At 69.1% G+C, this 24,636-nt stretch carries 13 protein-coding genes; 2 read left to right on the forward strand and 11 right to left on the reverse strand.

Annotated features, from left to right (window positions below; all coding sequences use genetic code 11):
* Positions 1–326 precede the first annotated feature (326 nt).
* Together NFX44_RS22040 and NFX44_RS22045 are read right to left on the reverse strand one after the other, a co-directional pair.
* Positions 327–2,030 carry a response regulator gene (locus tag NFX44_RS22040; protein ID WP_262285471.1) on the reverse strand — a complete coding sequence of 568 codons (1,704 nt, stop codon included), beginning with the start codon at positions 2,028–2,030 and terminating at the stop codon, positions 327–329.
* Positions 2,012–6,676: a hypothetical protein gene (locus NFX44_RS22045; RefSeq protein ID WP_262285472.1), complete on the reverse strand. Its 4,665-nt coding sequence runs from the start codon at positions 6,674–6,676 to the stop codon at positions 2,012–2,014. The genes NFX44_RS22040 and NFX44_RS22045 overlap by 19 nt, the downstream gene beginning before the upstream one ends.
* A 4-nt stretch (positions 6,677–6,680) precedes the next feature.
* On the opposite strand from NFX44_RS22045, the gene NFX44_RS22050 reads away from it, so the two are divergent.
* Positions 6,681–7,232: a hypothetical protein gene (locus tag NFX44_RS22050; RefSeq protein WP_262285473.1), complete on the forward strand. Its 552-nt coding sequence runs from the start codon at positions 6,681–6,683 to the stop codon at positions 7,230–7,232.
* Positions 7,233–7,844: 612 nt separating this feature from the next.
* Here the strand turns inward: NFX44_RS22050 and NFX44_RS22055 are convergent.
* The 4 genes from NFX44_RS22055 to NFX44_RS22070 form a co-directional block, all read right to left on the reverse strand.
* Complete coding sequence (locus tag NFX44_RS22055) at positions 7,845–8,708, reverse strand: DUF2637 domain-containing protein (protein ID WP_262285474.1); 864 nt, start codon at positions 8,706–8,708, stop codon at positions 7,845–7,847.
* Positions 8,705–11,665 carry a BTAD domain-containing putative transcriptional regulator gene (locus NFX44_RS22060; RefSeq protein ID WP_262285475.1) on the reverse strand — a complete coding sequence of 987 codons (2,961 nt, stop codon included), beginning with the start codon at positions 11,663–11,665 and terminating at the stop codon, positions 8,705–8,707. The genes NFX44_RS22055 and NFX44_RS22060 overlap by 4 nt, the downstream gene beginning before the upstream one ends.
* Before the next feature lie 231 nt (positions 11,666–11,896).
* A complete protein-coding gene (locus tag NFX44_RS22065; RefSeq protein WP_262285476.1) occupies positions 11,897–13,879 on the reverse strand; it encodes a hypothetical protein in 1,983 nt (660 codons plus the stop codon).
* 67 nt (positions 13,880–13,946) lie between these two features.
* Positions 13,947–15,815 (reverse strand): Hsp70 family protein, encoded by a 1,869-nt coding sequence (locus tag NFX44_RS22070; protein WP_262285477.1) that lies wholly within the window; start codon positions 15,813–15,815, stop codon positions 13,947–13,949.
* Positions 15,816–16,588: 773 nt separating this feature from the next.
* Between NFX44_RS22070 and NFX44_RS22075 the strand changes: the two genes are divergently transcribed.
* Positions 16,589–16,981, forward strand: coding sequence for a DUF6745 domain-containing protein (locus tag NFX44_RS22075; protein ID WP_262285478.1), 393 nt, complete (start codon positions 16,589–16,591; stop codon positions 16,979–16,981).
* A 711-nt stretch (positions 16,982–17,692) separates the two neighbouring features.
* On the opposite strand, the gene NFX44_RS22080 is transcribed toward NFX44_RS22075, so the two are convergent.
* The 5 genes from NFX44_RS22080 to NFX44_RS22100 all read right to left on the reverse strand — a co-directional run bounded on the left by NFX44_RS22080 (position 17,693) and on the right by NFX44_RS22100 (position 24,570).
* On the reverse strand, positions 17,693–19,489 hold the full coding sequence (locus NFX44_RS22080) for a caspase family protein (RefSeq protein WP_262285479.1): 1,797 nt from the start codon (positions 19,487–19,489) through the stop codon (positions 17,693–17,695).
* A complete protein-coding gene (locus NFX44_RS22085) occupies positions 19,473–19,835 on the reverse strand; it encodes a hypothetical protein (protein WP_262285480.1) in 363 nt (120 codons plus the stop codon). Before NFX44_RS22085 ends, NFX44_RS22080 begins: the two co-directional genes overlap by 17 nt.
* Positions 19,832–21,358 (reverse strand): hypothetical protein, encoded by a 1,527-nt coding sequence (locus NFX44_RS22090; protein ID WP_262285481.1) that lies wholly within the window; start codon positions 21,356–21,358, stop codon positions 19,832–19,834. Before NFX44_RS22090 ends, NFX44_RS22085 begins: the two co-directional genes overlap by 4 nt.
* Positions 21,359–21,731: 373 nt before the next feature.
* The gene (locus tag NFX44_RS22095; RefSeq protein ID WP_262285482.1) at positions 21,732–22,394 is read right to left on the reverse strand and encodes a hypothetical protein; all 663 of its coding nucleotides are present in this window, start codon (positions 22,392–22,394) and stop codon (positions 21,732–21,734) included.
* Between the two features lie 13 nt (positions 22,395–22,407).
* Positions 22,408–24,570: a glycoside hydrolase domain-containing protein gene (locus NFX44_RS22100; protein WP_262285483.1), complete on the reverse strand. Its 2,163-nt coding sequence runs from the start codon at positions 24,568–24,570 to the stop codon at positions 22,408–22,410.
* Between the last annotated feature and the right edge of the window lie 66 nt (positions 24,571–24,636).

Genomic DNA, 24,636 nt, shown 5'->3' on the forward strand with positions numbered 1-24,636 from the left:
GAGCCGTCCTGATCCAGTCAGCGGCCACCTTCGTCTTGAGGTCCTCTCCTTGCTCTCGATCTGCAGGACTTCACGGCCGAGCGTCCGGTAGGAGAGAGACTTTCTTCTGCGGTTCTCAGCGCTGCTTTCCAAACCTTGTCGGTGGCGTCCTCGGGCGAGCGATCGGCGCAGCGAGCGGATGTCTGCGCACCGATTGCCGCCCGACAACACGATCACATGGTGGCTGGCCCTACCGCGTCAGTTCTGATGCCACGTCAGTGAAATACTGAGATCGTCGTCTACCGGCCTCGCCACGGCTACGAGCGTAGATGCGGTCCGGGCCGCTATCAGTCGGCCAAGGCCTCGGCCGCCTGCTGCAGGTGGCGGGCGGCCGCGGTTAGCGCGAGGACGGCCCGGGTCGGCAGCAGGCCCGGGCGTGACCCCTGGCGCAGGAATTCGCGGGCAAGGGCGACGTGCCATTGCCAGTGCCAGTCCGCCCTGCGCGGCTCCAGGTCGTCGAGGCACAGGTAAGTGGCGCGCTCGGTGACCAGCTTGTGAATGTAGGCGTCGGTGGGATCGCCGGGGTCGGGCTCGAGGCTTCCGGTGCAGTCGCACAGGCCGGTCGCGAAGCCGGCCTCGGCCGCGAGGCCCGACCACAGCATGGACTCGATGCCCGGGCGGCGGACCTGCAGGACCAGGTCGACCAGTAGGCGGGTCGTGTCTGTCGCCCAGTGGTGGAGGCCGTACTGGGAGGCGTCGATCAGCAGGGGATGGGGCTCGCCGACGGACTGCACCAGGACGTTGCCGGAGTGCAGGTCGCCGAAACCGCGGGCGTGCAGCACCTGTTCGCCGAGGCGCTTCGGCGCGACGCCGGGCAGCGCGCCCGTGTCCACGAAGTCGCGTAGCAGGGAGGCCATCTGCTCCGCGTCGGCCTGACCGGCGCCGCGGTTGTCGCGCCACACCTGCGCGTAGGTGCCGAGGGCGTCGAGGACGCGGCCGCGCAGCACCGGCGACATGGTGAGCCACTGGCTGACCGGCTGGGGCTTGCGCAGGCCCGGCTGCAGCAATTCTCTGAGGTGGCCGCGGTGCAGTTCGCCGGCCACCTTCGTCGCCTGCTCGGTGGTGGTGCCCGGCTGCTGCAGCCAGTCCTTGAGCGTGACCGCGTCTTTTGCCAGCTCGGCGGCGATCGCGCTGTAGCCCGACTGCTCGTGGGACCGCAGTTCGCGGTCGAGCCGGACAAGTACCTGCGATCGCAGCGCCCGCGCCGCTAGGCTGTTTGCCTCCTTCTCGGCCGCGAGGGATGCGCGATCGAGGCCGATCTTGAGGACGAACGACTCTGTGGGCTGGCCCGGTTGTACGCGAACGACCTTGCAGACGTGGGCGCCGGAGCGGCCGGGAGCGAGGTGGTGGACGGTCAGCGAGGTGCCGGTGTCGTCGTCGGTCCCGAGGCACTTGACGATCAGGGTGCGCGCGATCAGTTCGCCGCGCCTCATGGCGTCGCGGTATTCCCCGGGCGGGTCGCCGAGGCTGTGGAGCATGGATTGCACTCCCGCCTCGGGCGCGAAGACGATCCGGAATCCGTCCTCCCGATCCTGCACGCGCATCCGCTCGCGGATCCTGCGGGCGAGGTTTTCGCCATCCCAGCCGTTCCGGTCGCCCTCGAACGCTGGAGACATGGTCAGGTGGTTGTCACGGATAATGGCGTCATCCGCACCGGCCTCCATGGAACGTTTTAGGAAATTCGGGTTTTTTTTCGATTCCCCGGTCACGACGAGGATGTAGCAGTTGTCCTTGCGGCGTTTGCGTAACTCCTTCACCACGGGGAGGCAGGTCTCGTCGTTGAGGTCGAAGTCGAGGACTGCGAAGTCGAAGTCCACCTCGCGCGCCAGCTTGACCGCCTCGGCAGGGGTACTCGCCTCCTCGTACTCCACCTCCCATTCGCCGAGCTGGGAGAAGCCGTAGTCGAGGATGTCCTGGACCTGCCGGATCACGGCCGGCTTGTCGTCGACGACCAGCCCGCGCGCGAAGGTTTTCATGTCGGCATCCTCCATCGGTCGAGCTCCACCGTCACCGCATAGGTCCACGGCCGCTCGAACTCGGCCTCGTACAGCTTTCCGCCGAAGCGCTCGAGTCGGTGCCGCAACGTTTCCAGGCCTTTTCCGCTGCCGCCGGACTGCGGCGCGCTGCCGGTATTGCGGACCGTGATCACCAGGCGGTCCTGCCGGTAGTCGAGTTCTACCCGGAATTCCTGCGGCACGTCGGCCACCCGGTGGGTCGTGCGTGCGTTGTGCCGGATGTCCAGCAGCACCTGCTGGAGCAGCCGATCGGTACAGAAGACACGGAAGGCTCCGCGCTGCTCGGCCGGCAGCAGCCCGTCGTCGAGTACGTCGCCCCGTTCCCCGAAGAACTCCCGTACCGTCGGCAGCGCGTCCACCGGGCCGCGCGCGACGAATTTGCGCAGTACGGACTTGTCACCGTCGAGCGCGAACCGCAGCCACCAGAGGAGGTCGGGGAGCAGGTTCGCGGCCTCTTCCTTGCCGGGGACCATACCGGACTTGATCTTTCTTACGAAGTTGTCGACGCGCACCGTGGTCTCGTCGATGAACCTCGGCCCGTCCTCCGAGAGGGTTCGCTCCCACAGCGGAATCTCCTCCTGGGACAGGTCGCGCACTGCGCTGTGACTGACCAGGATGTCCCGCAGCATCGCCGCGTTCGGCAGGATCACACCGAGCAGGAAGTTCTGGCAGTGGCTCCAGGCCTCCCCGATCGCCTCGTGGTTGCGCGGCAGCCGGCCGGTGGCGATGACGAACTCGACGGTCGACTTCGCCAGCCACATCGGGGTGGAGAAGTCGTGCGCCGCGTAGGAGATCTCGTGCTTGATCTGCGACCAGGCCTCCTGCTTGCCGGCTGGCGGCGCGTACAGCGGCCGCCGCGTGTGCGAAAGCAGGTAGCGGACTAGCGGCACGCTGACGTAGCTGGACCGGATGCCGGGCGCCTCGCTTTTGTCGCGGAGGTCGTCTAGGAGGCGGCCCAGGGCGTCCGTGAGCTGCCGCGCCACGCGCAACCGGGGAAACGGTGCGCCGGTGCGCGGCGCGGCCATCAGCTGCAGGACCTCCAGCATGACCTGCGGGACGACGAGCCCCTCGTCACGGTTGGTGCGCAGGATCCAGACCAGTTCGGCGGAGAACCGCTCGGGTGCGGCCCGGGCGAGCAGGATGACCGCTTGCACCCGCAGGCGCGCCTCGATCAGCAGCGCGGCCTCGCCCACGAGCATCGCCGCCGCCATGTCCACGATCAGGGCACGGCAGCGGGGAAACGACAGCGGCGCCGACGACAGCCACTGCGGCTCAGCGACCAAAAGCCGGATCAGCGCGTCGCGGTACTCCCGGTTGCCGGCCGCCTCTTCGAGCCGCTCCACCACCCGGGCGCGGCGCCTGGTGTTGACGTCGGCGTCGCGCAGGCGCAGCCGCCAGCTCAGATAGGCCACGCACTGGCGCTGGGTCACGTCGGCGCCGAACAGGTCGGCCGCCTGCTCCTCGAACAGCTGCTGCTTGGTACGGGTCTCCAGCAGGTTCAGGACCCACTCCCGATGGTTGGCGAGCAACTCGGGCACAGGCGCGTAAAGCGTCAGCTCCGCGTACCGGCGGCGCAGCGCACAGATGCCGCAGTGGCCGCTGCGCAGGTTGCTCATGGCGGTCCGGGCCAGGTAGTAAATCCTCACCGCAGCCCGTTCCTGAGGCGAGGAATCCTCCGAGCGGCGGACCCTGGCGATGCGCTGCAGGTTCACCGCGTCGCTGTCGCTGAGCCCATTAACCAGCAGGACCACGGTGATCGTGACGGCGCCCTTGTCAGCCGCCAGCCCGACCAGCTGCTGCACCGTCCGGCCGCTGCTGGCACCCGAATCGAGGATGAGCGCGTGCTCTACCGTCGGCAGCGCCGCCGATCCGGGCAGCTGCCAGTTCGCGGTATGTGCCGCCCGGGGCACCGAGACCGCCTCCGCCCGCATGGCCGCCGGCAGCGCCTGCTTCATCTGGTCAGCGGTGACGGTCAGATCGTCCGCCGTGCCCTCGGGAAAAAGGATTGTCACCCTGGCCGACGCCTCACCGAAGGCCTCACGGTGGCGCCGTCTGATCTCGCTGACCAGGCGGCCGAACACCGCCTCGGTCCAGTCTCGCTCGCGGAACAGCAGCGTCGGGTCGACGTAGGCGGTGTAGTGCCGGTCGGCCGGGCGCTCGATGTGCCCGAGCCTGGCCGCGGCGTTGCGCTGCATCGTCTCGACGTACAGTTCTTGGTCGATTTCGGGCACCGGGAGCGGCTGGCAGCCGTGCTCGGGGCTGCGCAGGACGGGGTCGATCGGCTGCGCCGGGCCATCGTCGTCCGCGGGAAGGCCGAGGTCCACCACGGCGAGCGACGCCAGCGGCAGGTCGACGCCGGGTTCGCCGGGTGCCCGCGCGTCGACGATGGTCGCGACAGCGACCGGATCCATGCCCAGGTCGAGCACCTCGGCCACGACGCCGGCTACCGAGTTGCCGCTGGAGACCACGTCGGTGACGAGTAGCACCCGCGGCCGCTCGTCGGTGTGGGGGACGTCGCGCAGGAAGTCGTAGTAGGCGCCTTGCGCGGTCACTGTGCGGGCCACGGCGGCGGCGACCTCCGCCGGCGTGTGGGGGAGCCGCAGCACGACCAGCGGCACATCCTCGGCGGACGGCGGCAGGCACTCCTCGGCTCGGGCGGCGAGGGTGACGCCGGCGAGCGCCCGCAGCTCCAGCTCGGACAGCACGCCGTCGAGGTTGAACCAGCGGCTGGTCCGGCGCAGGCTGGGCGTCAGGAACCGCCCGCGGCGCACGTTCCCGCCGTCCGCCGTGCCCTCGCCGGTGTTCTCGGGCGCGTCCCGGATCACAGCGGCGATCCGATCGCCGACCCAGGTCGCCATGGCCCGCACAGCGCTTCGAGGTGACGCCCGCAGCCGGACCCGCTCGCCGTCGGCCACGACCAGCGCCGTGTGCCGGGCTAGGCCGTCCACGGCGGACATCTCGTCGGCCGTGAGCTCCGTCAGCGGCAGCGGCTCGCCTGCCGTGGAGATCCGGCTCAGCACGTGTCGCTGCGCCGGCGTGCCGCCCGCCCAGTAATGCCGGTTGCCCGGTGCCAGCACAAGGACGGGCGGGGGGACCTCCTCACCGGCGGCGACGCGGTCGTCGTACTCGGCGTTGACGTATTCCATCGCCACCGCCATGAGTGGGCGGTTGACGCTTGGGAAGGCAAGGATGGCGGCCCGGTCGCCGCGGAAGCCCGCCACGATGTCGATTACCTGGCAGGCGGCGCGGCCGATCTCGACGTCGTGGGCACCGTGACCCTCGTCCGGCGCGTTTACCGCCACGACGAGATGTCGGTTGTTCGCCAGGTTGCTGCGGATGTCGTCGCGGCCCTTCTCGTTCAGCCCTAGGGGCGAGTAGAGCGTGACTGCCAGGCAGCTGGTCGCCGCCGGCTCGCCGTCCGGGTCCGCCGTCGGCGTCCGCAACTCGCCAGCCTCGGCTCGCGCTGAGTCGCCGGGGTCGGCGAGGATGACGCACTCGATGAGGGTGCCGGGCACAATCGCGGGCGCCCGGCCGGCGATTTTCTCGGTTTCGCCCCGGTAGACGTGGCCGCTCGCCTGTCCCTGGCTGCTCACCAGCAGGGCGCCCTGGAAGGCGCGAGCCACCCGGGCGACCTTCCACATCCCGCGGGCCGCGTCCTGCGCTCCGGTACGCGTGTCGGCCACGCTCACGCCCCCCTCGATGCCTCGGCCGGTGTCCGCCACTACCAGCCGGATCATCGGGCTGCGCGTCGCCGCGGCGTGCCGGGCGAAGCCTTCCAGCGAGGGGTCGAAGTCGGTCGCCCGCTGCCCGTAGGTCTCGGGGTCGACGATCACCCCGCCGATCAGCACCTCGCTCGCCCCGGAGTGCCGTTCGGCGTTCTCGAGCAGCTCGAGCAGGATGCCGCGGGTCACTGCGGCGGCTGTCTCGCGCCGCAGGCCCAGCTCGCGGAGCGTCCGTTCCGCGGCGGTCGGCCGGGTGACCAGCGTGACGTCGCGCAGGCTCTCGCTCGGCAGCCACTGGTACCTCATGATGCGTCGGTAGCGGTGCGGCCGCTCGGACGTCGGCGGAGCGATGAGCACGTCGCCGTCCGCGTCGGTGGACGTGGCGCCGCCGCCCGCGACCACCTGCTCGTCCAGGTGCTCGCCCAGCGCCTCGACGACGCCCGCCTGTTCCAAGTAGAGGCGGCAGTTGTGCCGCTTCACGATGCGCTGCGCCGCGAGTGGATCGGCCGGTGTGCCGCTGGGCAGCGCGTCGGCGCTGGGCAGACGCACCTTGCAGTCGGCGCCCGCGGCTGCAGCGGCCCGGACGAAGACCAGCAGGTGGCCGAGAGCGACGAAGTCGGCGAAGCCCAGGTCGCTGAGGTCGATCAACATATGTCTGCCTCGCAGCGGGCCGGGTCCCAGGCGGGCCAGCGCCGCAGCCCACGTCGTCGCGTTGAGGCGGCTGCCGATTCTCAGATCCGTCATGGTGGGTGCCGTTCTGTCCAGGGCTGGATCGGCGATCGACTTCGAAGCTACCCACAGCGACTCACGGATCACCATCAGGTAAACGCGTATTGATTTCGCACTGGCAGACGTGATCCGATCCGACTGTGCCGAAAGCAGGCCGGAGTGGAGGCGCACGGACGTGACGGTCCCCAGCTACGACGGAGCGCTCGCGGAGTTCAGCGCACTCCGGACCGAGATCGACTCGCGATCCAAGTATCAGCAGCAGATCCTGTCGTTGCAGCTGACTCTCACGAGCGCTCTGTTCGGACTCGGCCTGGCTAAGCCGGTGCCGCTGGGCGTCCTGCTGATCATCCCGCTAACGTCTTACCTGCTCTGCGGGCGCTACATCGGACAGCGCTCCGCCATTCGCTGGGCGTCACGGTACATATCCGAGCAGCTCAGCCCGCGAGTGCCGGATGGCCTCGGCTGGTCGGCGTGGGTTGCCCGGAACCGCCGACCCGACCGCCTTTTCGACTGGTACGTGCCTATGCTCATCTGCTTCCCCGGGGCGAGCCTGCTCGCGCTCGGCTGGACCTTCCGCCTCGTCTTCGTCCCAGGCCACCGGTCCGGCTGGGCCACGACCGGTCTGGTCATCGTCTGGCTGGTCGGGCTCTTCGCCGCGGCGGGATGCGGCTATCTCGTCAGCCGCGTCTTCCGCGACCGATCACCTGCGGCACCCTCGGCCCCATGATGCGAAGCGCTGGCCGGGAAGGCTCAGCCGCCTGCGCGGCCGACCGTTTCGCGCAATCGCTTGTGGTGGTTACATGGCCAATCCGGCTTCCTGAGACCCGGTCCGCCTCGCCCGGCAGCCCGCTGGCCGCCCGAGTATTTCGCTGCGAATACTAATGAGAGCTACCGGGTCAGCCGTTGGCAGACTCGGTGCCTGGTAGCCGTGGGCGGGTGAACACTCCCCTACCCTGGATCTGTGTCGAGTCCCAGCTAGACCCCTCGTAGGGAATCTGGCGACAAGCTGACCCGCAGCGAGCACGCAGATCGTTTCGCCGGCCGGCGGCGCTTCCGACATTTCGCTAGGCGGTGGTCAGCAGGGCTCGCCGAGCCGAACCGACACTAGGTACGGAGCCTTTCGACCGCCAGTCCGACCGCAATGGATCGGCATCGGCTAGAAGCGGATGCGCGGCGGCGTCGACACCACATCGCTGGTGATGGCACCTTCAAGACCGCTGGCGATTGGGCACTGTACTTGCCTCCGCTCATCGCAGTCGGTCCGCTGGAGGCTGTGCGCGTTGGGGCGCAAGGCGGAGTTTGCGGTGACCCCTGCGCAGACAGGTGGCAGCGAGGGCGGTCAGCGAAGTGCCCGTTGGCGTGTGCTGGCGCCGTTGCGTGCCGGTGAGGGCCAGTGGCGGCGGACGGTGCGTTCGGACCTGCCGATTCGGGCGGCGATTTCGGCCGGGTGCAGGGTGGGATCGCGTCGCCGCCAGTAGGCGACCGCTGGGGCGGTGTCTGACGGCACGTCGTCTGGGTTGGTGTCCGGGGCAGCGTGCGGAAGCTCCGGCCTGCTCGCGCCGTTGTTGTCCGTAGGTCCTGGCTGCGAGGCCTCGGATGGTCGTGTCGGCGGCGTGTCTTGAACCGGGTCGTGGTGCGTGTCGCCGCGCCGTACCCGAGTGCGGGCCGAGCGGATGACGGTCGTGGCTGGTGATTGTTCGACTCGGGGTGGAACTGTTGGCGGTGTGACCACGGCTGTCCCGAGCGTCGCGGCGTGGATCCTGGCGGTGATCTCGACGAGGCTGACGCTGGCGACGATGACGAGGCCGTCGACGGAGATGGGCAGGAGGTAGGCGGCGCCGTGTTCGGTCTCGCCGTAGCGGGCGGCGACGCCGACGAGGTGCCAGTAGCTCACCCAGGTGGCGATGGCGGCGATGACAGCGGTCGCGGCGAGACGGATGGCACGGAGCAGGCGACGGTGGTGGGGTGCGCGGGAGATCAGCTCAACGGTGAGTAGCAGCGCCAGGGGCGGCCAGGCGGCGATGATTTGGCTTATCGGGTTCGGGCGGGCGTGCAGCACGTTCGCGGCCACTGACGCGACGACGCCGAGGGCGAGGCTTGCCCGTACCGCCCACCGCAGTCGCTGCAGTTGGTCAACGCCGTCACCAGTCAGCGCGTACGGTAGGTCGTCTCTGCTGGAGGTGAGCGTGGTGTTCGCGGTCATTCGGCGCCTCCCTCTGTGTTGTACAGACGGCGGTTGCCGGAGGCATTGCTGTGGCGGCACAGGCCGGCGATGAGTCGGTCGGCGAGGGCGAGGGTCTCGTCGCTGGGTTCGGCGTCGATGTCGTTGAGCCGGCGTGCCAGGGTTCGGCGCAGCATCCGGATGCCCTCGACATCGCCGAGGTCTGCGCGGGCTCGCATCGCTGCTTGGTACAGGGCTTGGTGGTGCGGGTTGTGGGTGATGGCGGCGTCGAGAACGGCCAGTTGCTGCACGGGATCCCCGGCGAGGGTGTCCGTGAGGGCGAGGTGCGCGTCGAGGGCTTCCTGGCGTATTGCCTCCCGGTAGGGCTCTATCCATTCGTAGTCGCAGCCGTCGGCGAGGGGTCCGGTGTAGGCGTCGACCGCTCGGCGTAGCGCGGCGGCGCGGGTGTGCGGGTCGGTGGCCTGGGCGGCGTCGCGGATGGCTGTGCGCATGCGCCACAGGTCGATGTCGAGCAAGTCTCGGTTGAGGACGTAGCGGTGGTCGGGGTGGGTGAGGTGTCCTGCGGATCGGCCGGCGTGGCGTAGGACGGCGCGCAGTCCGGAGACGTAGGTGTAGAGCCGGCCGGCGGCTTTGCTTGTTGGGGCGTCGGGCAGCAAGTCGTCGAGGATCGCCTCCGTGGAGGCCGCGCCGTCGTGCACCGCCAGGTACACCAGCAGCTCGAGGGATTTGGCGCGTGGTGTGCGGTGCGGGTCTGCGCCGACGACGGCGGGTGCGCCCAGCACCTGGATCCGCACTCGCTTGCCGTCCTCGGGGTCGCTGCCCCTGTCGCTGGTTGCCTGATCTGGCGCCTGCGAATTCTCAGGGAGCCTGGATGCTGGGACGGCGAGGCTGTCCTGGTGCCCGTCTCCTGGCACGGCAGCGGTGCTGCGGGGTTTGTCGGCTCGGGTTTCGCCGCCAGCAGCCGAGTCGGTGATGGCCCCTTCGGTGTGGGTGGCGGGAGAGGGCGGAGCCTCGGCTGCGGGCGCGTGGGCAGCCTCGGCGGGCACAACGGATAGGCGTTCGGCGGGCGCGGGGACCTGTGGCAGCCCGGTGTGTGACTCCGCGAGGGTCGTGAGCAGGTCAAGGGCCTCGGCCGGGTTGAGAACGGTGAGCCGGTCAATCTCCTCAGGGTGGGTGGTGTGCCGGACGTCGCGCTCGCCGGAGGTGGCGGCGCCGTCGGTCGCGACGGTGATGGTGTCGCCGGCGGGCCAGTGGCCGAGGAGTACGCCGTGGATGTTCAGGCGTTGGCCCTGGTTGAGCAGGGCGGCGATCCGGGCCTGCTCGCCGCTGGGGTCGGCCAGCAGCATGACTGGTGGGACGGGTTCTTCGTAGGGGTTGGCGGCGCGCAGCTCGTCGATGGTGCCGACGTCGTGTTGCTGGAGCAGCCGAGTGCGGTGCATCGTCTGCGCTTCGAGGTTTCGCAGGGCCTCGTCCAGGTCGGAGGTGACGGTTAGCCGTGGTGTACGGGGCAGGTTGGCTGTGGTGGTGCCGAGCAGTGTCGCCGCGGTCGCCGATGGCAGGACCACCTCGGTGCGGGCGTCAGGATGTTCGGCGCCGCCTGCGGCGAGGGCGGCGGTGAGGAGTCCGCGGGCGGCGGCGTGCGCGCCGGGCCCGGTGAGGCCGAATCCCGCCGAACGCCACGGCGGCGACAGCAGGGTGTGCAGTGCCGGCACGACCGGCCTGGGGCCTTCATCTTCAGCCTGGTCAACGGCAGGGTGCGCGTCGTCGCGGCCCGACGTCCGGTCGTGCCGTTCACCGCTGGCGGTGTGCCGGTCCGGGTAGGGGTTGTCGGCGCGCCGGTGTGCCGGATCGCCCAGGTGTGAGTAGCGGCCGGTGGCGCGACGCAGCCCGCGACGGATCTGGGCGACCACCGGCGGCATGGGGGTCAGGGTGGGGTCGTCGAGGCGAGGCCGGGTTGAGGGTGGGCGGGGGACGTAGCGGCGTCGGCGGTGGGCCCAGACCAGCGCGGCGGCGGCGACGATGGCGCCGGCCAGGCCGAGGTCGACCCAGCTGCCGGTGGGAAGCGACACGCCTGGGGAAGCCTTCTCGGCAGGGCGGCTGGTGTCTGCCCTTGGGCTGATCGCGTTGCCTGTTGAGCTGTGTTGAGCGGCGTTTCCGTGGGGGTTCGCGGTGGCGGGGGGTTGCGGGGCGGCCGGGTGTTCGGTGTGCGCTGGCGCCGGACGTGACGGTCGCGGGTCGGAGTCCGGCGCCGCATGCTCGTCGGGATTGCCACCCTTCGGGGGTGCTGTGTTCGCAGGCGGGCGTGCCGTGGGGGGTGGGTCGGCGTCTGCCGGCAGGTCGAGGGTCCAGCCTGGGTAGATGACGTTCGGGTCGCGCAGGGTGCCGCCGACGTGGGGGAAGTGTGTGCCGCGGTTGAGGGCGAAGATTTCCGGCCAGCGGTCGGCGTCGCCGAGGGTGCGTGCAGCGATGCGGCAGAGGCTGTCTCCGCGCCGCACCGTGTAGGTGGGTGTCAGCGCGGCTTTTCGCGGCTCTGGGCTGGCGTGGTGGTGGGACGTGGACGTGGTGGTGGTCGGTTCGGCGGCGGGCATTGCGCTGTTGCTCGTGTCGATGGCGGGGTTGGCGTGTGCGGTGGCGCCGGTGGCGGTGGTGACGGCGGTGGCGCCGAGCAGCGCCGCGGTGAGGCCCTGGAGCGGGCCGGGAAGGCGGAGGGTCGTCGTCCAGTGCAGCCGGCGTGCCAGCGCGGCGTAGGCGTGGGTGAGGATGGCGGTGGCCAGAAGAAGCCATAGCGCCACTGCTGCGGCTTCGGCGAGGACGATGACGAAGCCGGTGCTCATCGGTTGGGCGATCCACTGCCGAGCGGTGGCCGGTGAAGGTAGCTGCGGGGTCCATGTGCCGGTGGCGGCGAGGATCACCGGCACGGCGGTGGTGGACAGGACGACGGTGGTGGTGGCTGCTGCGCGCGCTGTTCGGAAAGTCACCTGGCCTCCCCTCGTGGCCCGCGCTGATAGGCGAGGGTGCTGCCGGTGCGCGGGATTGGACGATGCCGTGACGCTATGGCCGCCGTGGCGGTGGTGGGCGGTGATGACGGCTGACAGGACCTGACACGACCTCACACGACCTCACACCCGCAGGTCAGGGCCGCCCCGCAACAGCTCCTGACACGTGGCTGCACGGGCAGATCAATGCTGCTGATGGGGTGAGCGGCTGGGTCAGCGCGAGGTGGGCGCGGGCTGGGCGCTGGCGGCAATGCCGGCGAGTTGCAGCCGCCTCTGGTAGCCGTCCAGGAGCCGGGCAGCGGCGTCGGCGTCTCCCAGCGCCTTCAGGTGGTCGGCGGCGAGTTGGTGCAGCGTCTGGTTGTAGGGGTCGACGCGGATGGCGTCCTGCAGGAGCCGCACGCGGTGATGGGGATCGGTCTGGGCCGCTGCGGCGCTGGCGTAGGCGTCGAGGACGAGCCGGCGGCTGGCCTCGCGCGGCGGGTCGATCCAGGCCCAGGTGTGGCCGGCGGCGAGGTCACCGGTGTAAGTGTCGATCACCGTTTGCCAGGCGGGTGCCGGGTCGCTCAGGGCGGTGGCGGCGTGGTGGGCGGCGGTGTGCAGCCGCCACAGGTCGACGTCCACTCGCTCGGCATTCAGGTGGTAGCGGTCGTCGGTGTGTCCGAGGACGGTGGCGTCGGTGGCGGTGCGGATACCGGCCCGTAGGTCGCTGAGGGTGGTGTAGAGACGACCGCTGACGGTGTGGGCGGGTAGCCCAGGCCAGATGGCCTGGACCAGGTCTGTGGTGGTGGCGCCCTCGGGATGCACGGCGAGGAAGACCAGGACTTGCAGGGCGGCGCTGCGGCGGATGGTGACGGGCTCCCCGCTGGCGAGGAGTGCGGGCCGGCCGAGCACCCGCACCTGAAGACGGGGGTTCGTGACCGCCGAGAGGTCCGGCGCTGCCGCCCGACGGTCACTACCGGCCTGGCGGGGAATCCGGGCGTGAGCAGTCTCGGCTGGCTGCCGCCGCGGCGGAGCGGGTTCGCTGACGGGGTGCTGACGTTCGCGAGCGGGGTGGGAGATGACGGCGAGCAGGTCCGTCGCGGCGGTGCGGTTGAGGACGCAGAGCCGGGGTCCCGCCCGCCCAATGTCCTCGTCGCGGGTTTGGCCGTGCTGGTCGATGCTCCAGGTGGTACCGAGCGGTGCGGCCCCGAGCATCACGACGGTCGCGCCCGCGTGGTGCAGGGTCGCGAGTTGGCCGGCCGTCGGAGCGTTCGGCGGGTCGGTGAGCAGCAGTAGGTCCGGGTGGCCGGCTCCCCCACTGGGCGGTGCAGGTGCGTTGATGAGGGAGGAGATCAGCGCTGCGGCTTGGTCGACAGTGTCGACGACGCGCAGGCCGGGGATCTCTGTGTCCGTGGAGATGTCGGGCAGGAGGGTGGTGAGGGAGGTGTGTGTGATGAGCAGGCGGGTCGTGTCTTGTGGGTCTCGCATTGCGGCAAGGAGTCGGGTGAGCAGGATGCCGCGGGCGGCGTCAGCGGCGCCGTCCCCGGTGAGGGCGACGCAGGGCGTGGGCAGGACTGGCAGTGCCGCGGTGGCGGGCGTCGCGGGCAGCTGCTCGGCGTCCGTCTCGGTGAGTGCTGCGCGGACGGCGGTGACGGTGGCCGGTAGCGGCGCCAGGTCCGAGTCGTCGGTTGAGGGTTGCCCGGGTTGGTAGGCGCGGCGGCGGCGCAGCCACAGCAGGGCTGCCGCAGCGGCGACCTGTTGGGCGGCGGTGTCGGGTAGCCAGCCCCCGGGCACCGTGATGCCATCGCCGGCCTGTATGTCGACTGCGCTGTCGTGCGGGTGGAGGGTGCCGGTGGAGGCTGAGACCGGCGGGATCGGTGTGTCCACGGTGGGGATGTGGGCGGTGTTGAGGGCGGCGGCGCCGGCCACGGTGGTGGCCGCGGCCTGCCAGGGTGTGGGTAGCGGTAGGTGGCGCAGCCATCGGGCGCGGGCGCGTGTCCGGCGGGCGGCGGTGGCCGCGACGGTGCAGGCCAGGCCGAGCCACACCAGCCAGGCGAGGGCGGTGAGCCCGGCGGTGAGGGTGTGTTGGTTCAGCGGGTTCTCGATCCAGTCCCGCAGCTGCGCCCCGGTGGGCCAGGCGGGCAGCGGCGGCCCGGCGAGGGTGGTCAACAGCCACGGCGGCACAACCAGCATGGTCGAGACGAAGGCGGCTGACACGACCCGCCGGGGCCACCTCATCCCCCGCACTCCCACCCGGTGTGGTCGCCGGCTGCGGCCCGTCGGGTCATCGGGCCGGCCGACGAGGTGGTGGGGCTTGTTGGCGCAGGAGGCGGGTCCACAGCTGGCGCAGCCACCACCCGGCCACAGCGATCGCGTAGATCACCCCGAGGATTCCCGAGGCGGGCCAGCTGACCAGCGCGGCGGTGATGACCGCCAGTGGCGCGCCCAGGATCAGCCGCAGAATCGGCTGGGACACCACCGCCATGACCGCGCCGACGCCGAGGAGCAGGCCGCCGACGCGTCCGGCGAGGTCGATCCACAGAGCCATGTTCGGCCAACGGTCGGCGGTCAGCGAGTACTGGATCAGCGCCATGCCGAGCCCGGCGGTGATCACCGATCCGGTCGGGAAGGCGAGCAGCTTCGACCAGCCGCCGGGTGGGGTGCGCCATTGTCGGGCGGCGACGAGAGCCATCACGGCGGCAGCGGCGACGATCGGAGCGATCGGCAGCAGCGTCCAGCGGAGGAACCCGCCGACGGGGTCGCCGATGTAGAGGCTGCCGAGGACGGCGTACATGCCGGCGACGGCGACGCCGAGGGATGCCGACGCCAGGATCCCGGTACCGGTCTGCGAACCAGGGCTGGATGGTGTGCCGGGCGTAAGGCTCGTGCGGGCGGCGATGGCGGAGGCGAGGACCGTGCCGGCGCCGAGGCTGGCGATCACGGCGAAGACGGCGGCCACCGCTAGCTCACCCCAGTTGAGCAGCGCCCACTTGTACATGAGGCTGCCGTTCCACTCGGGGGTGAGCAGGAACTGGGAGATCAGCCCGAGCGAGGCGAAGCCGGGCACGGCGATCGCGACCGCCCGCCGCACCGGCGGTACCGGCTCCTCCCCCACCGGCTGCCCGGCAGTGGCATCGGCGGCGCCGGCGTCTGCTGCCCCGCGAGCCGCCTCCAGCGCAGGATCGGCGAGCACGACGGGAGTTATCCCGGCGGTTTCGGTGAGCGCCTTCTCCAGCAGTGGCATCCGGGCGACACCGCCGACGCAATAGACACCTGCCAGGTCTTCAGCCCTGATCTCCGCAGCCGCGATCGCCTCGGTGGTCAATTGGGCGACGCGGTGCAGGATCGGGTGGGCGGCCTGTTCCAGCAGGCCCGTGCTCAGCACGATGGCTGATCCCCGCGGCTGCGGGATCGTGACCGCGACATGGTCGGCCAGGGCGTGCTTGCCGGTACGGACGCTTGCCAGCAGCGCCCACCGTTCACCGTCACCTTGGGCAGGGCTGGCGCCGGCGAGTAGGGCGGCGAGGGCGTCGTCGATCGCTGTGCCTCCGGCGGCCGGATCGGCCAGGGTGGCGAGGACCTCGAACCCGACTGGGCCGCGCCGCAGGACGCTGACCTCCGCCCCCGCGCCGACGTCGCAGACGGCGATGAACGATCCGACCGGCAGCTGCACCCCTGCGGCAAGGAGGTGTCCGGCGACTGCCACCGGGGCTTCGATCAGCGCGGGTTGGGACAGGCCTGCCCGGTGCGCCGCGTGACGCATCCACGTCCGTCGCCTCGGGCCCCACCCTGCTGGCACGACCAGCCGCACATCCTCGATGTCGGAACCGGCGACCTGCTGCGCCTCCTGAGCGACTCGACGCAGGGTTGCCGCGACCAAGTCGAGGGGATCGACGTCCTTGCCGGCGACGCTCAACCGCTGGTCAGGAGGCTGCCGCGGCGACGGGATGAACCGGTCAGGGGCAGTGCTGGCGGCCCGCCACGCCTGGTGGCCCGTCAGCGTGGCCCCGTCTGGGGAGAGCAGAACGGCGCTCGGTAGCCCGAGTTCCCCGTCGAACATCAGTGGTGCCGATGTGCCGTCCGGCCACGCCACTACGGCGCTGGTGCTGGCGCTTCCGCAGTCGATCGCCAGCCGCGCCTGCCCCGCTCGCATAGATCTCAGTCAAACATGAGGATCACGCTCACGTCACCCGTGAACTACTCATAGCCACGGACCAGGGTCCGCAGATCTGGAGTGACGCGCCACCGCAGCGCGGTGCCCTACGGCGGCGTAATCGGCGCAGCCACCGGACCTGACCGACCACGACTTGACCAACTACCGCACCATTAATGGACAAGCGTCCATCAATAGCGCCTATTGGAGGAAGCCATGAAGCCAGCCATCTACCCGATGACAGAGCAAGCACAAGCCGTAGCGGACAGGTGGACGCAGGCCGCCTTGTCCTGCGAGCCCGCCGACCATGCGCGGGCCGAGGCCGCGGCGCGTCTCGCCTACCAGGCGGCCGGGCAGCCGGAGCCCTCCCGTTTCCTGTGGTGCCCCTCTCCCCCGGCCGCTGTCGAACAACTGCGACGCCTCCTCGAAGGCGGACACACGTCGCTGGTTACCTCAGTGCGGCGCGGCAACCTCAACCGGTCCCTGGCGGCAGCGCGGGCGCCGATCTGGGAGCGAACCAGCGAGCTCGATCAGTTCAACGCCTTCGGAGCCTTCCACCACTTCATGGAGTGGACCGGCTACTACGGCGAACAACGCTACGACGGTGTCGAAGCCCGCTACGACCTCATGGAGCATCCGTACCGCTGCAACCCAGTCACGGAGTCCGAGCGCACTGCCCTCACACCGGTGCTGGAGACGGTGCGGCGTGGTTACGACCTCGTGCACGGTCCGATCTGGGCGGCCATCGAACGAACCTCACCGCCAGCTACACCATGCAGCCCGCCTGGTTCTGGGACACCGGAAGCAGCACCGTCGACCAGAACGACGAAGGACACGCCGTCATTCGGTACTGCCTCAACCCCCGCGACTGGTTTTTCGAACCAGCTTGGAACTACTACCCGGACTGGCTTTTGCTCTCCACCATCGACACCTACCAAGTGGCCCTCGGCGTCACCCCAGATGCAGCCTGGGAGGGATGCAGGGACGTGGCGCAGGCGGCCGGGCCCTGGTGGCCGCTCACCGACGTCGCCGTGATGAGCGAACGCCCCACCACCCTGCGGGTCAACGCACGCGGGCAGCTACACGCCGCGGACGAGCCGGCAGTCGTCTGGCCGGACGGCAGCCAGATGTGGTCGCGCGACGGCAAGGCGCTCCCGCCACCGTGACCATCAGGCGCAAGCAGCTAGCAATGGGCAACGCGTAGCACTCACGCAACGAAAATCCTCGGCGGCCGATAGTCGGTCCCCGACGTGTGCAACGAAGGCCTCTGCGCGGCTGGCTTGCAGGGCCGTAGGACGACGGCCAGGCAGCCGGTTTGGACGAAGGTTCGGTGCGTTCCGCAATATGGTCACGCGGTGCAGCGGACAAGGCACAAGCTGACGACGGCTCTGACGGTCGGCGGCGTGACCTTAGCCGCTGGCTGGGCCTTGCCGAGGATCATGCAGGGCACGTCGAGGCGCGCATCGGGAGTCAAGCCGAACCCGCGACGGCCGAGTCGGCAGCGGCCGCCCAGCTGACAGCGGCTGCCGAGCCTGTGACGAGACTGCCGGCCGGGACGGAGGCGCCTACCCCTGCTCACACAGGCACGGTGCCTGGAGGCCTTCGATCGCCAGTTCTGGCTCGCGTGGGCGCTGTCCCTGACGGCTGTCGCGGTGATCTTCGTGCCTGTCGCCCATCCGCTGTTGGTCGGCGCCAATTCGGGGACGAGTGGGCCGATCGGGGCCGCTCCGGCGGGCGGCATTCTTCTGCTGGTAGACGCCAATGACCTGCTACGCCGGGGATCTCACCGCCAGCCTCAAACCGACCCACCGACCCACGTCGCCGCTTCCGGGACTTGAGCCAACCCCAATGGGCACCTCCGTCGAATGAACCGCTGGTCAGTGAACGGCGACCAACGCCAAGCTGAACGTGCCGCCGGCGCTGACCGCGATGAGTCCACCGAGGCCATCCGGGATGGTGCATTGTTCGTAGCTGTTGTCACCCCAGGCGTGAAGCACACCGTCGCTGCCGAGCGCCAAGCAATGTGACTCGCCGGCCGAGAGAGCGAGCGCGCCTGCCAGATTTCGCGGGACGGAGCCGGTCGGTGCCCGGCCCCATGAGATAACCTGCCCGTCGCGCCGTAGGGCCATGCTGTATGAGCCGCTCGCCGCGATGGTAACGATGTCTGTCGCCGCTGTGGGGACTGCGGATTGTCCGTAGTTGTTGCGCCCCCACGCCGTCACTGTGCCGTCGGCATGCAAGGCAAGGCTGTGCGCTTCGCCTGCGGCGACCGAGACGACATCCTGCACCCTTGGCGGTATCCGCGTCTGGCCGTCGCGGTTTTCGCCCCAGGCCGCGACCGACCCGTCGCGCAGGAGCGCCAGGCTGTGCCAGCCGCCCGCTGCTATCTGGACAGCTTCGCTCAGCTTGTTCGGGGCTTTTGCCTGGCCACCGTTGTTGTTCCCCCAGCCGACGACCGTGCCGTCGGCGCAGAGTGCAAGGCTGTGCGCGCCGCCGGCAGCGATCATTCGTACACCGCGTAGCCTTCGCGTCGGGACCCGAGTTTGTCCCAAGCTATTGTCTCCCCAGGCCAGCACGTTCCCGTCGGCCGTCAACGCGAGGGCGTGCCGGCTTCCGGCGGAGATCGCCGTCACCCCGCGCAGCCCGGCCGGAACGGCCAGCCGGCCGAACTCGAGAACCGTGGCGAAGGCGCGGGCCACGCTCGGGTTGCGGCCGCCCCATCCGATGACGGTCCCTCCGGCTGGCGGCACCTGTTGCGGTGTCGATACTTGGTGCGACCTCCTGGGTATTGGATTGGTCCGGGAGGGGGGCATGCGCCGTCCGTCAAGTCCGTGAATGACACCGGACGCTGCGTCGGGGGTGGTGAACGGCACTGGTGGCGAAGCGGGCTTCGGTTGCGGCGACGGCGCGTAGGCCAGCCAGATCGTGCCTTCGGCGCCGAAGCTCCACCGTTGTGGCGTCTGGTTCACGCCGTGCCGCCGGACGAAGTTGCAGGCGTGCCGGAAGGCGTCCTCCACCGAGATGCGCCCGAGGTTGCTCACGTCCGCCGTGCCGGACGTGAGTCCGTCGATCAGTCCGGCGGTGAAGACGGATCCGGTGATCGTGGAGCCGGGCACCGCCTGACCCTCGAATGAAAACTCAGTCGCGCGCGAAGCGGTGAGGACGATCCTGCCCCGTCCCCGGGCGGAGATCTCGGCGAGGTCGCGGGCGAGGTCGTCAGCACCGCCCTTGGCGCCTGCTGCGAATGCCCCGCTAAAGCAGCAGTCCAAGATGATGACCTGCTGCGTCGCGGCGCACTCCTCAAGACGATCCATCAGCCACAAGGCTTCGACCCCGGTTGCCGTCAGGCGGGATTGGATTGTGTCAGTCGCCGCGAAGTACAGACGGCCGCGTATGTCTCGGATGCCGTGCCCGGATATGTACACGACGAGCAGGTCCTCGGGGGCGCGCTGGGAGAGATACTCGTCAACGCTGACCTTGAACTGCTGGCTGCCCGGGTTCATGAGTGAGGTGACTTGGAAGTCGCCGATGGCGGGATCGCTGAGTACCGTCGCGAGATCCTCAGCGTCGCTTGTTGGGGACCGTAGCCGGCGAAAGGTCGGGTCAAGGTAGGACGAGATCGCAATGACTAGGGCCGCACGGGACCCGCGCGGAAGGTCACGCGTTGGAGCCATGGCGAGCGATGAAGGCCTCGACGATTCGGTTCTGCTGCTCCGGCGTGGCGTTGTTGAGAATGAGGACGTCGCCGTCGACCGTGACCCTGACAGTGCGCCGGGTGCGTATCGCCCATTGCAGCGCTGCCGCCACCACGGCCATGACCCCGTCTAGAGTTAGGTCTCGCACTTCGAGCCAGCGCGCAATCGATCCTAGGCTCTTCGACCCGTCCTGCTGATTCGTGTCTTCCACGATCCGCGGTTCGAGGTCAAGGGTGCGCAGCTCGTTGCGCAAGTCCCAAGTCACCGCGGTGCGATCCGCACCATCCCTCTCGTCGATCTCCAAGATCGCCAGCAGGCCCTTCAACGAAGGTCACCTCCCAAGTCGGCGGGGCTGGTCGCCGCGCTGCCGGTGGCGAGCGCCACGTCGGTGGGCACCATGCCGTCAGCGTCATGCTGCGAAGCGCGCGGCGCCGGGTAGCGGATGTCGTGCATCTCGGCCGGCATTGACCTGCCTCGCAGGCCCCGTATCGCGATCACCACAGCGACCAGGCCGGTGCTAGCCAGCGTTAGCCAGCCGATGCGGTACGGGCCGTAGCCCAGCGCACCGAGAATTCCGAAGCCCCAACCACCGATCAGCACCATCACGGTGGTGATCGCCAGAGTGTGGCCGGTCATGTCGGCGACCGCAGCGGACAACCGCTTCGCTGACATAGCCGACAGTGCCGCCCAGGCGAGGGTCAGCAGGACGTATGAGGCTACCGCGTAGACGGCGAGCAGAGAGATGTCAGACAGTGACCCAGTTTTGACGTAGTCCACGTCGGTGCGCGCGAGCAACAGAGTCAATCCGGCCGCGACCAGCAGGCTAACAGCCGGAATGAGGATAACCCGAGTGGCGGTCCATGCCGCCCGGAGAAGAAGGGCAAACGCCCGCATCCCGATCGTGTAAATCGCCGCCACCGACAGCAGGAGCCAATTGGCGACTGCTACCAGGATACGCAAGCCCCGGTAATAGATCAGGTAGATGAGAATGTCAAGGGCGGACAGAATGAGATCGACCATCACCCGAGAGAGGACCTCGATGAACCGATCTATAGTCTGCCCCCGGCGGCCAGTGGACCGCCGCTCTCCACCCCGCCCGGCGAGCGGACCGGGCTGTCGTGGCGGCCCGATCAGCCATGACGTCTGGTCGGACCACCCGGCGGTACCCAACACAGCGGCGAATCCAACCGACGCCGCTACCGCGAACCCGATGGCGAGCCATCCGGTCCAGGCCAGAGGAGCGGCCAGACCGCCGGGCAGAGCGGCGGCCGAATCGGATTCCACCATGACGGTCCCAAGCCACAAGAGGCCGGCCGCTGCCGCGACGCCCAGGCTGGCCGCGACCAGCGCGGCTCCGGCGACGCCGCCGGAGGAGTCCGCCATCTTGTTCCGCTCCGCCGCGGACCGGCCCAAACGCAGGGCCCAGCCGAGCGCGAGCAGGATCGCGATCACAGTGATGACGGTCTGGAACGCCTCACCGCGTGGCCGTTGGAGGACAGGAGCAACCGCGCAAGCAACCACCCATCCGATCACGATGGCCTTGCCGGCGACTGGAAAGTGCCGCAGCGGCAGTGCGACGACGGCAGCTCCCGCCGCCGAGAGCACTACGAAGATCGGAACAGCGTTGTTCAACGTAGGCGCGGCAAAGAAGGCGGCCCAGGTTAGCGCGCAGGTGAGCACCCCGAGGAGGATCCGCATCCGTTGGGAAACCTCATTGAAAACGAGCAGCGCGCCGTGGGTGCGGCACAGCAGGTCGACCGACTCGATCAGCGTGGCGTCGCAGTCGGTCTGGCCACACCCCTTGACTGTTCCACTTGAGACGGGCATTCCAAAGGATGTCGTCGACATCGGAGGCTCCTATAGATCGACGATGACCGTCCTGCGGTCGGTGCAAATTAGCGTTCCAGCGACCACCTGCGTGAAGTACGCCCGACCGGTCGGACTCTCAAGACAAAAGGGTGACTCGCAAACGCTAAGTGTCATCGCAATGACGACATTAAGCTATGCGCAGCTTCGCGCGATAGCGGCGACGATCCCGTGCGGGAGATCGAAGAAGGAAAATAATCCGGAGATCGCCACCTACGAATAGGTTGCCTGGTACAACCTTTGGCCAGTTAGTCGTTGTACTCCTGGATCGCCGGACTGTAGGTGGCGGCTTCACGTGCGCCCGGGTAACCCAGCTCGGCTTCGGTCGCCGCCTCGATGATTTTCATGCCCGGGATCAGCGTGGGCGCGGAATCTTTCGGGTCAGCACCCGGCGTGGGGGTGCTGCCGGGTCCGCGACGACGCCGGCGGTCTGGGAGCGGAACCGCCGTTGCCTGCCGGTGTCCAGCTGGGCGGCGACGCGGGCCAAGGCGCTGCTGCCAGGGCGGGCGGCGAGGTGGAAATGTGAGGCCTTCGCCGGGGTCAGGTGCCCGCCCCACACCACGGTGCCGGCGCAGTCGGCGAGGATGTCCCGGACGATCGCCTCTTGATGGGGCCACAGCCGTTCGCTGCCACCCAAGGGGTAGGCGGTGGGGTGCAGGACGACGGCGGTACCGGAAAGCTGGTTGGATTCGAAGTCGGCGCGGACGGCACGGCTTGTCAGGTGGCCGGCTATTCCGCCACCTTCCCCGGTGTCCAGTGGCGCGATCTCGTAGTGCCAGCGGCGGGCAACGTGCAGCAGCACTGCGGCGGCGTCGCCCCGCCGCAGAGCCACCGAGGCCGTCGACCCGCCGATCAGGAAGGCGGCAATCGCGTCAGGTTGGATTCGCCAGCCATTGGCGGACACGTCTCCGGCCCACGTGCCGCTGTTGCTGATCGTCGCGCCGGCCGGGGTGCCTACCGTGAGGGCGAGCACACCGGCGCCGGCGGCGGCACCGAGGAGGTTGCGTCGGGTGACCATCTGATGCTCCTCACTAGCTGCTGACGAGGGTGGACACGCCGGGGTCGGCTCCTTGACGCCAGACGTCGTGGTCCAGCCCCCAGCCCGGCTGGAACTCGTACTCTCTGATCTGGTTGAACGACCAGTTCTCCGGCAGAGAAAAGCCCAGGTTGCCGGAGAAGCCCCAGGACATGCCGGAGACCAACGACCAGCGTGCGCCGACCTCGCGCGAGACTCGGCTGCACACGTTGCGGGATCCGTAGACGCCGAAGCTGTAGCGGTTGCCGAACTCGGCGAGCGCATCCCCGACGCCCTGGAAATACGGCTTGATGTTGCTGTCGATCTCGGTGTCCATGGCGTCGTAGTCGACAGCGAAGTAGATGCAAGTGTCCGGAGGGATGCGGTGTTCGACCGCCTTGTGATGTGCGGCTCGACCCTGGTCGTATCCCTTGGAGTACGTGAAGTTGCCCAGTTGGGTGCCGTTGTACTGGAAGATCGGGAAGAATCTCAGCCCGGCGTCCAGGATGGTCTGCGGCTCGCCGGGCTTGAGGGCCTTGCCGAGGTAGTACGGGTCGTCGGGCGGGAGGTGCTCATCGAGGTAGCGGCCGACGATCTGGTAGCCGGCGCTCCTCAGCTGCCTACCGCGGTCCGGGGTGATCTCGGTGATGCAGTCGCAGCCGGCGGCGGGACGGTCCGTGTCGCCGGACGAGACGAGCAGCTGAGCCCAGGTTGTGTAGTCGTTGGTGCCGGTGACGGGTATCTGCGAGAAGCGCTGGAAGGCGCGTAGCCACTCCACATGGGTGCTGGTCTCGGCGTCGGTGTCGATGTCGGCCGGGTTGTAGGCCACGGGCGGCTGCCCGTCGCTCATCGGCACCGGCGAGTTGAAGTAGCAGGCAGAGCGGAACAAATGGCGCAGGTCTCCGGTGAGCCCGGCGGAGCCCCGTCCTCGCAGCCCCGCCTGCGTGCCGGGGCCGAAGTATCCGTTGATGGATTCGGGCGGAATGCCCAACTCGTACTGAAGGGCCATCATGAAGCCCTGCTGCACATCGCGGGAGTAGTAGCCGTCGCAGGGCACCAGACCCATGGCGGGGATGCCAATGCCGGCGACGTAGCGGGAGTTCAGGCGCTGTTGAATGTGCCGGATGTTGCCGTCGCCGTTCGGAACGAGACGGAACTGGTCCATCCGAAGCAGCGCCCTGGCGACATGCGGCCACATGTCGTACCGGGTCGATGCGTTCGAGTAGGAGAGGCCGGCGTCGCCGTAGAGCGCCTGGAGGGCTGCCTCCGAGTCGCTCGTCCATAGCGTCGGAACAACCGAGGTCCAGTAGCCCTTGCACCACAGTGCGCCGTTGTAGATGCCGATCAGGTCGGGGTTGAATTCGTACAACGGGAGGGTGCCGCGTCGCCGGACGGCGTCGAAGGTGCCGGGGCCGAAGTTCTGCACCGTTGGGGAGATGCCGTGCTCGTGCTGCAGCCCTTGGGTGAGTGACAGGACGGTCGGCCAGCCAGTGCGCCCGTTCTGGGGGCACTGGCGGTATCCCGGCGCGCTCGCGTAGGTGGCGTTCACCCGCCGCTGGGTGTCGTATACGTAGATGTCGGCGAGGCCGGTCCATGGCGCGGCCGGGTCGATCGTCGAGCCCATCTGGGCGTACATCGTGAGGTTGCCCGGGCATTGCGTTTCGAACTGGTACGAATGCGGGAGGATCCGGGACCCAGCCCTTCTGGGGGCCTCCTCGCGCAGGTGCCTGATGAGCTCCCGGTAGGCGCGCAGCATGTCCTCGGTGGCCGTGTGGTTGGAGCGCATGAGGCCACAGATGGAATAGAACGCCGCGTTGCGACCCAAGCTGAGGTCATCATCGACGTAGCCTGCGGCGTTCGCTTCGCCGCGTTCGTACCCGCGGCCCTCGTAGATGTTGCCGTGCCGGCAGATGAGGAAGTTGTAGCCAATGTCGCCGTCGAACTTCTCCGTGTTTCCCCGATGATCTTCGTAGATTTCGGCGATGTCCTTCCGACAGGCGGTTTCATTCTCGTAGTCGTTGCCTATCGGGTTGAAGCCGCCGCGGTAGTGGATGAAGACACCACCGATCGGGTTCCAGTTGGGGTTGTCGCTGGGCTCCGGAGCTGCGGCGGCGTGCTCCCAATGCTCCTCGGCCACGTACGGGGCCCAGGTCGCCCGGTTGTAGATGGTCACGGTCATCGCTTCCTCCGTTCACTCATGCCGAAGTTGTTTGGGGGACAGACTGGGACGGCGGGACGTCGCCGT

It is taken from the genome of Micromonospora sp. MA102, from assembly GCF_025460765.1.
GTDB lineage: Bacteria > Actinomycetota > Actinomycetes > Mycobacteriales > Micromonosporaceae > Micromonospora > Micromonospora halotolerans.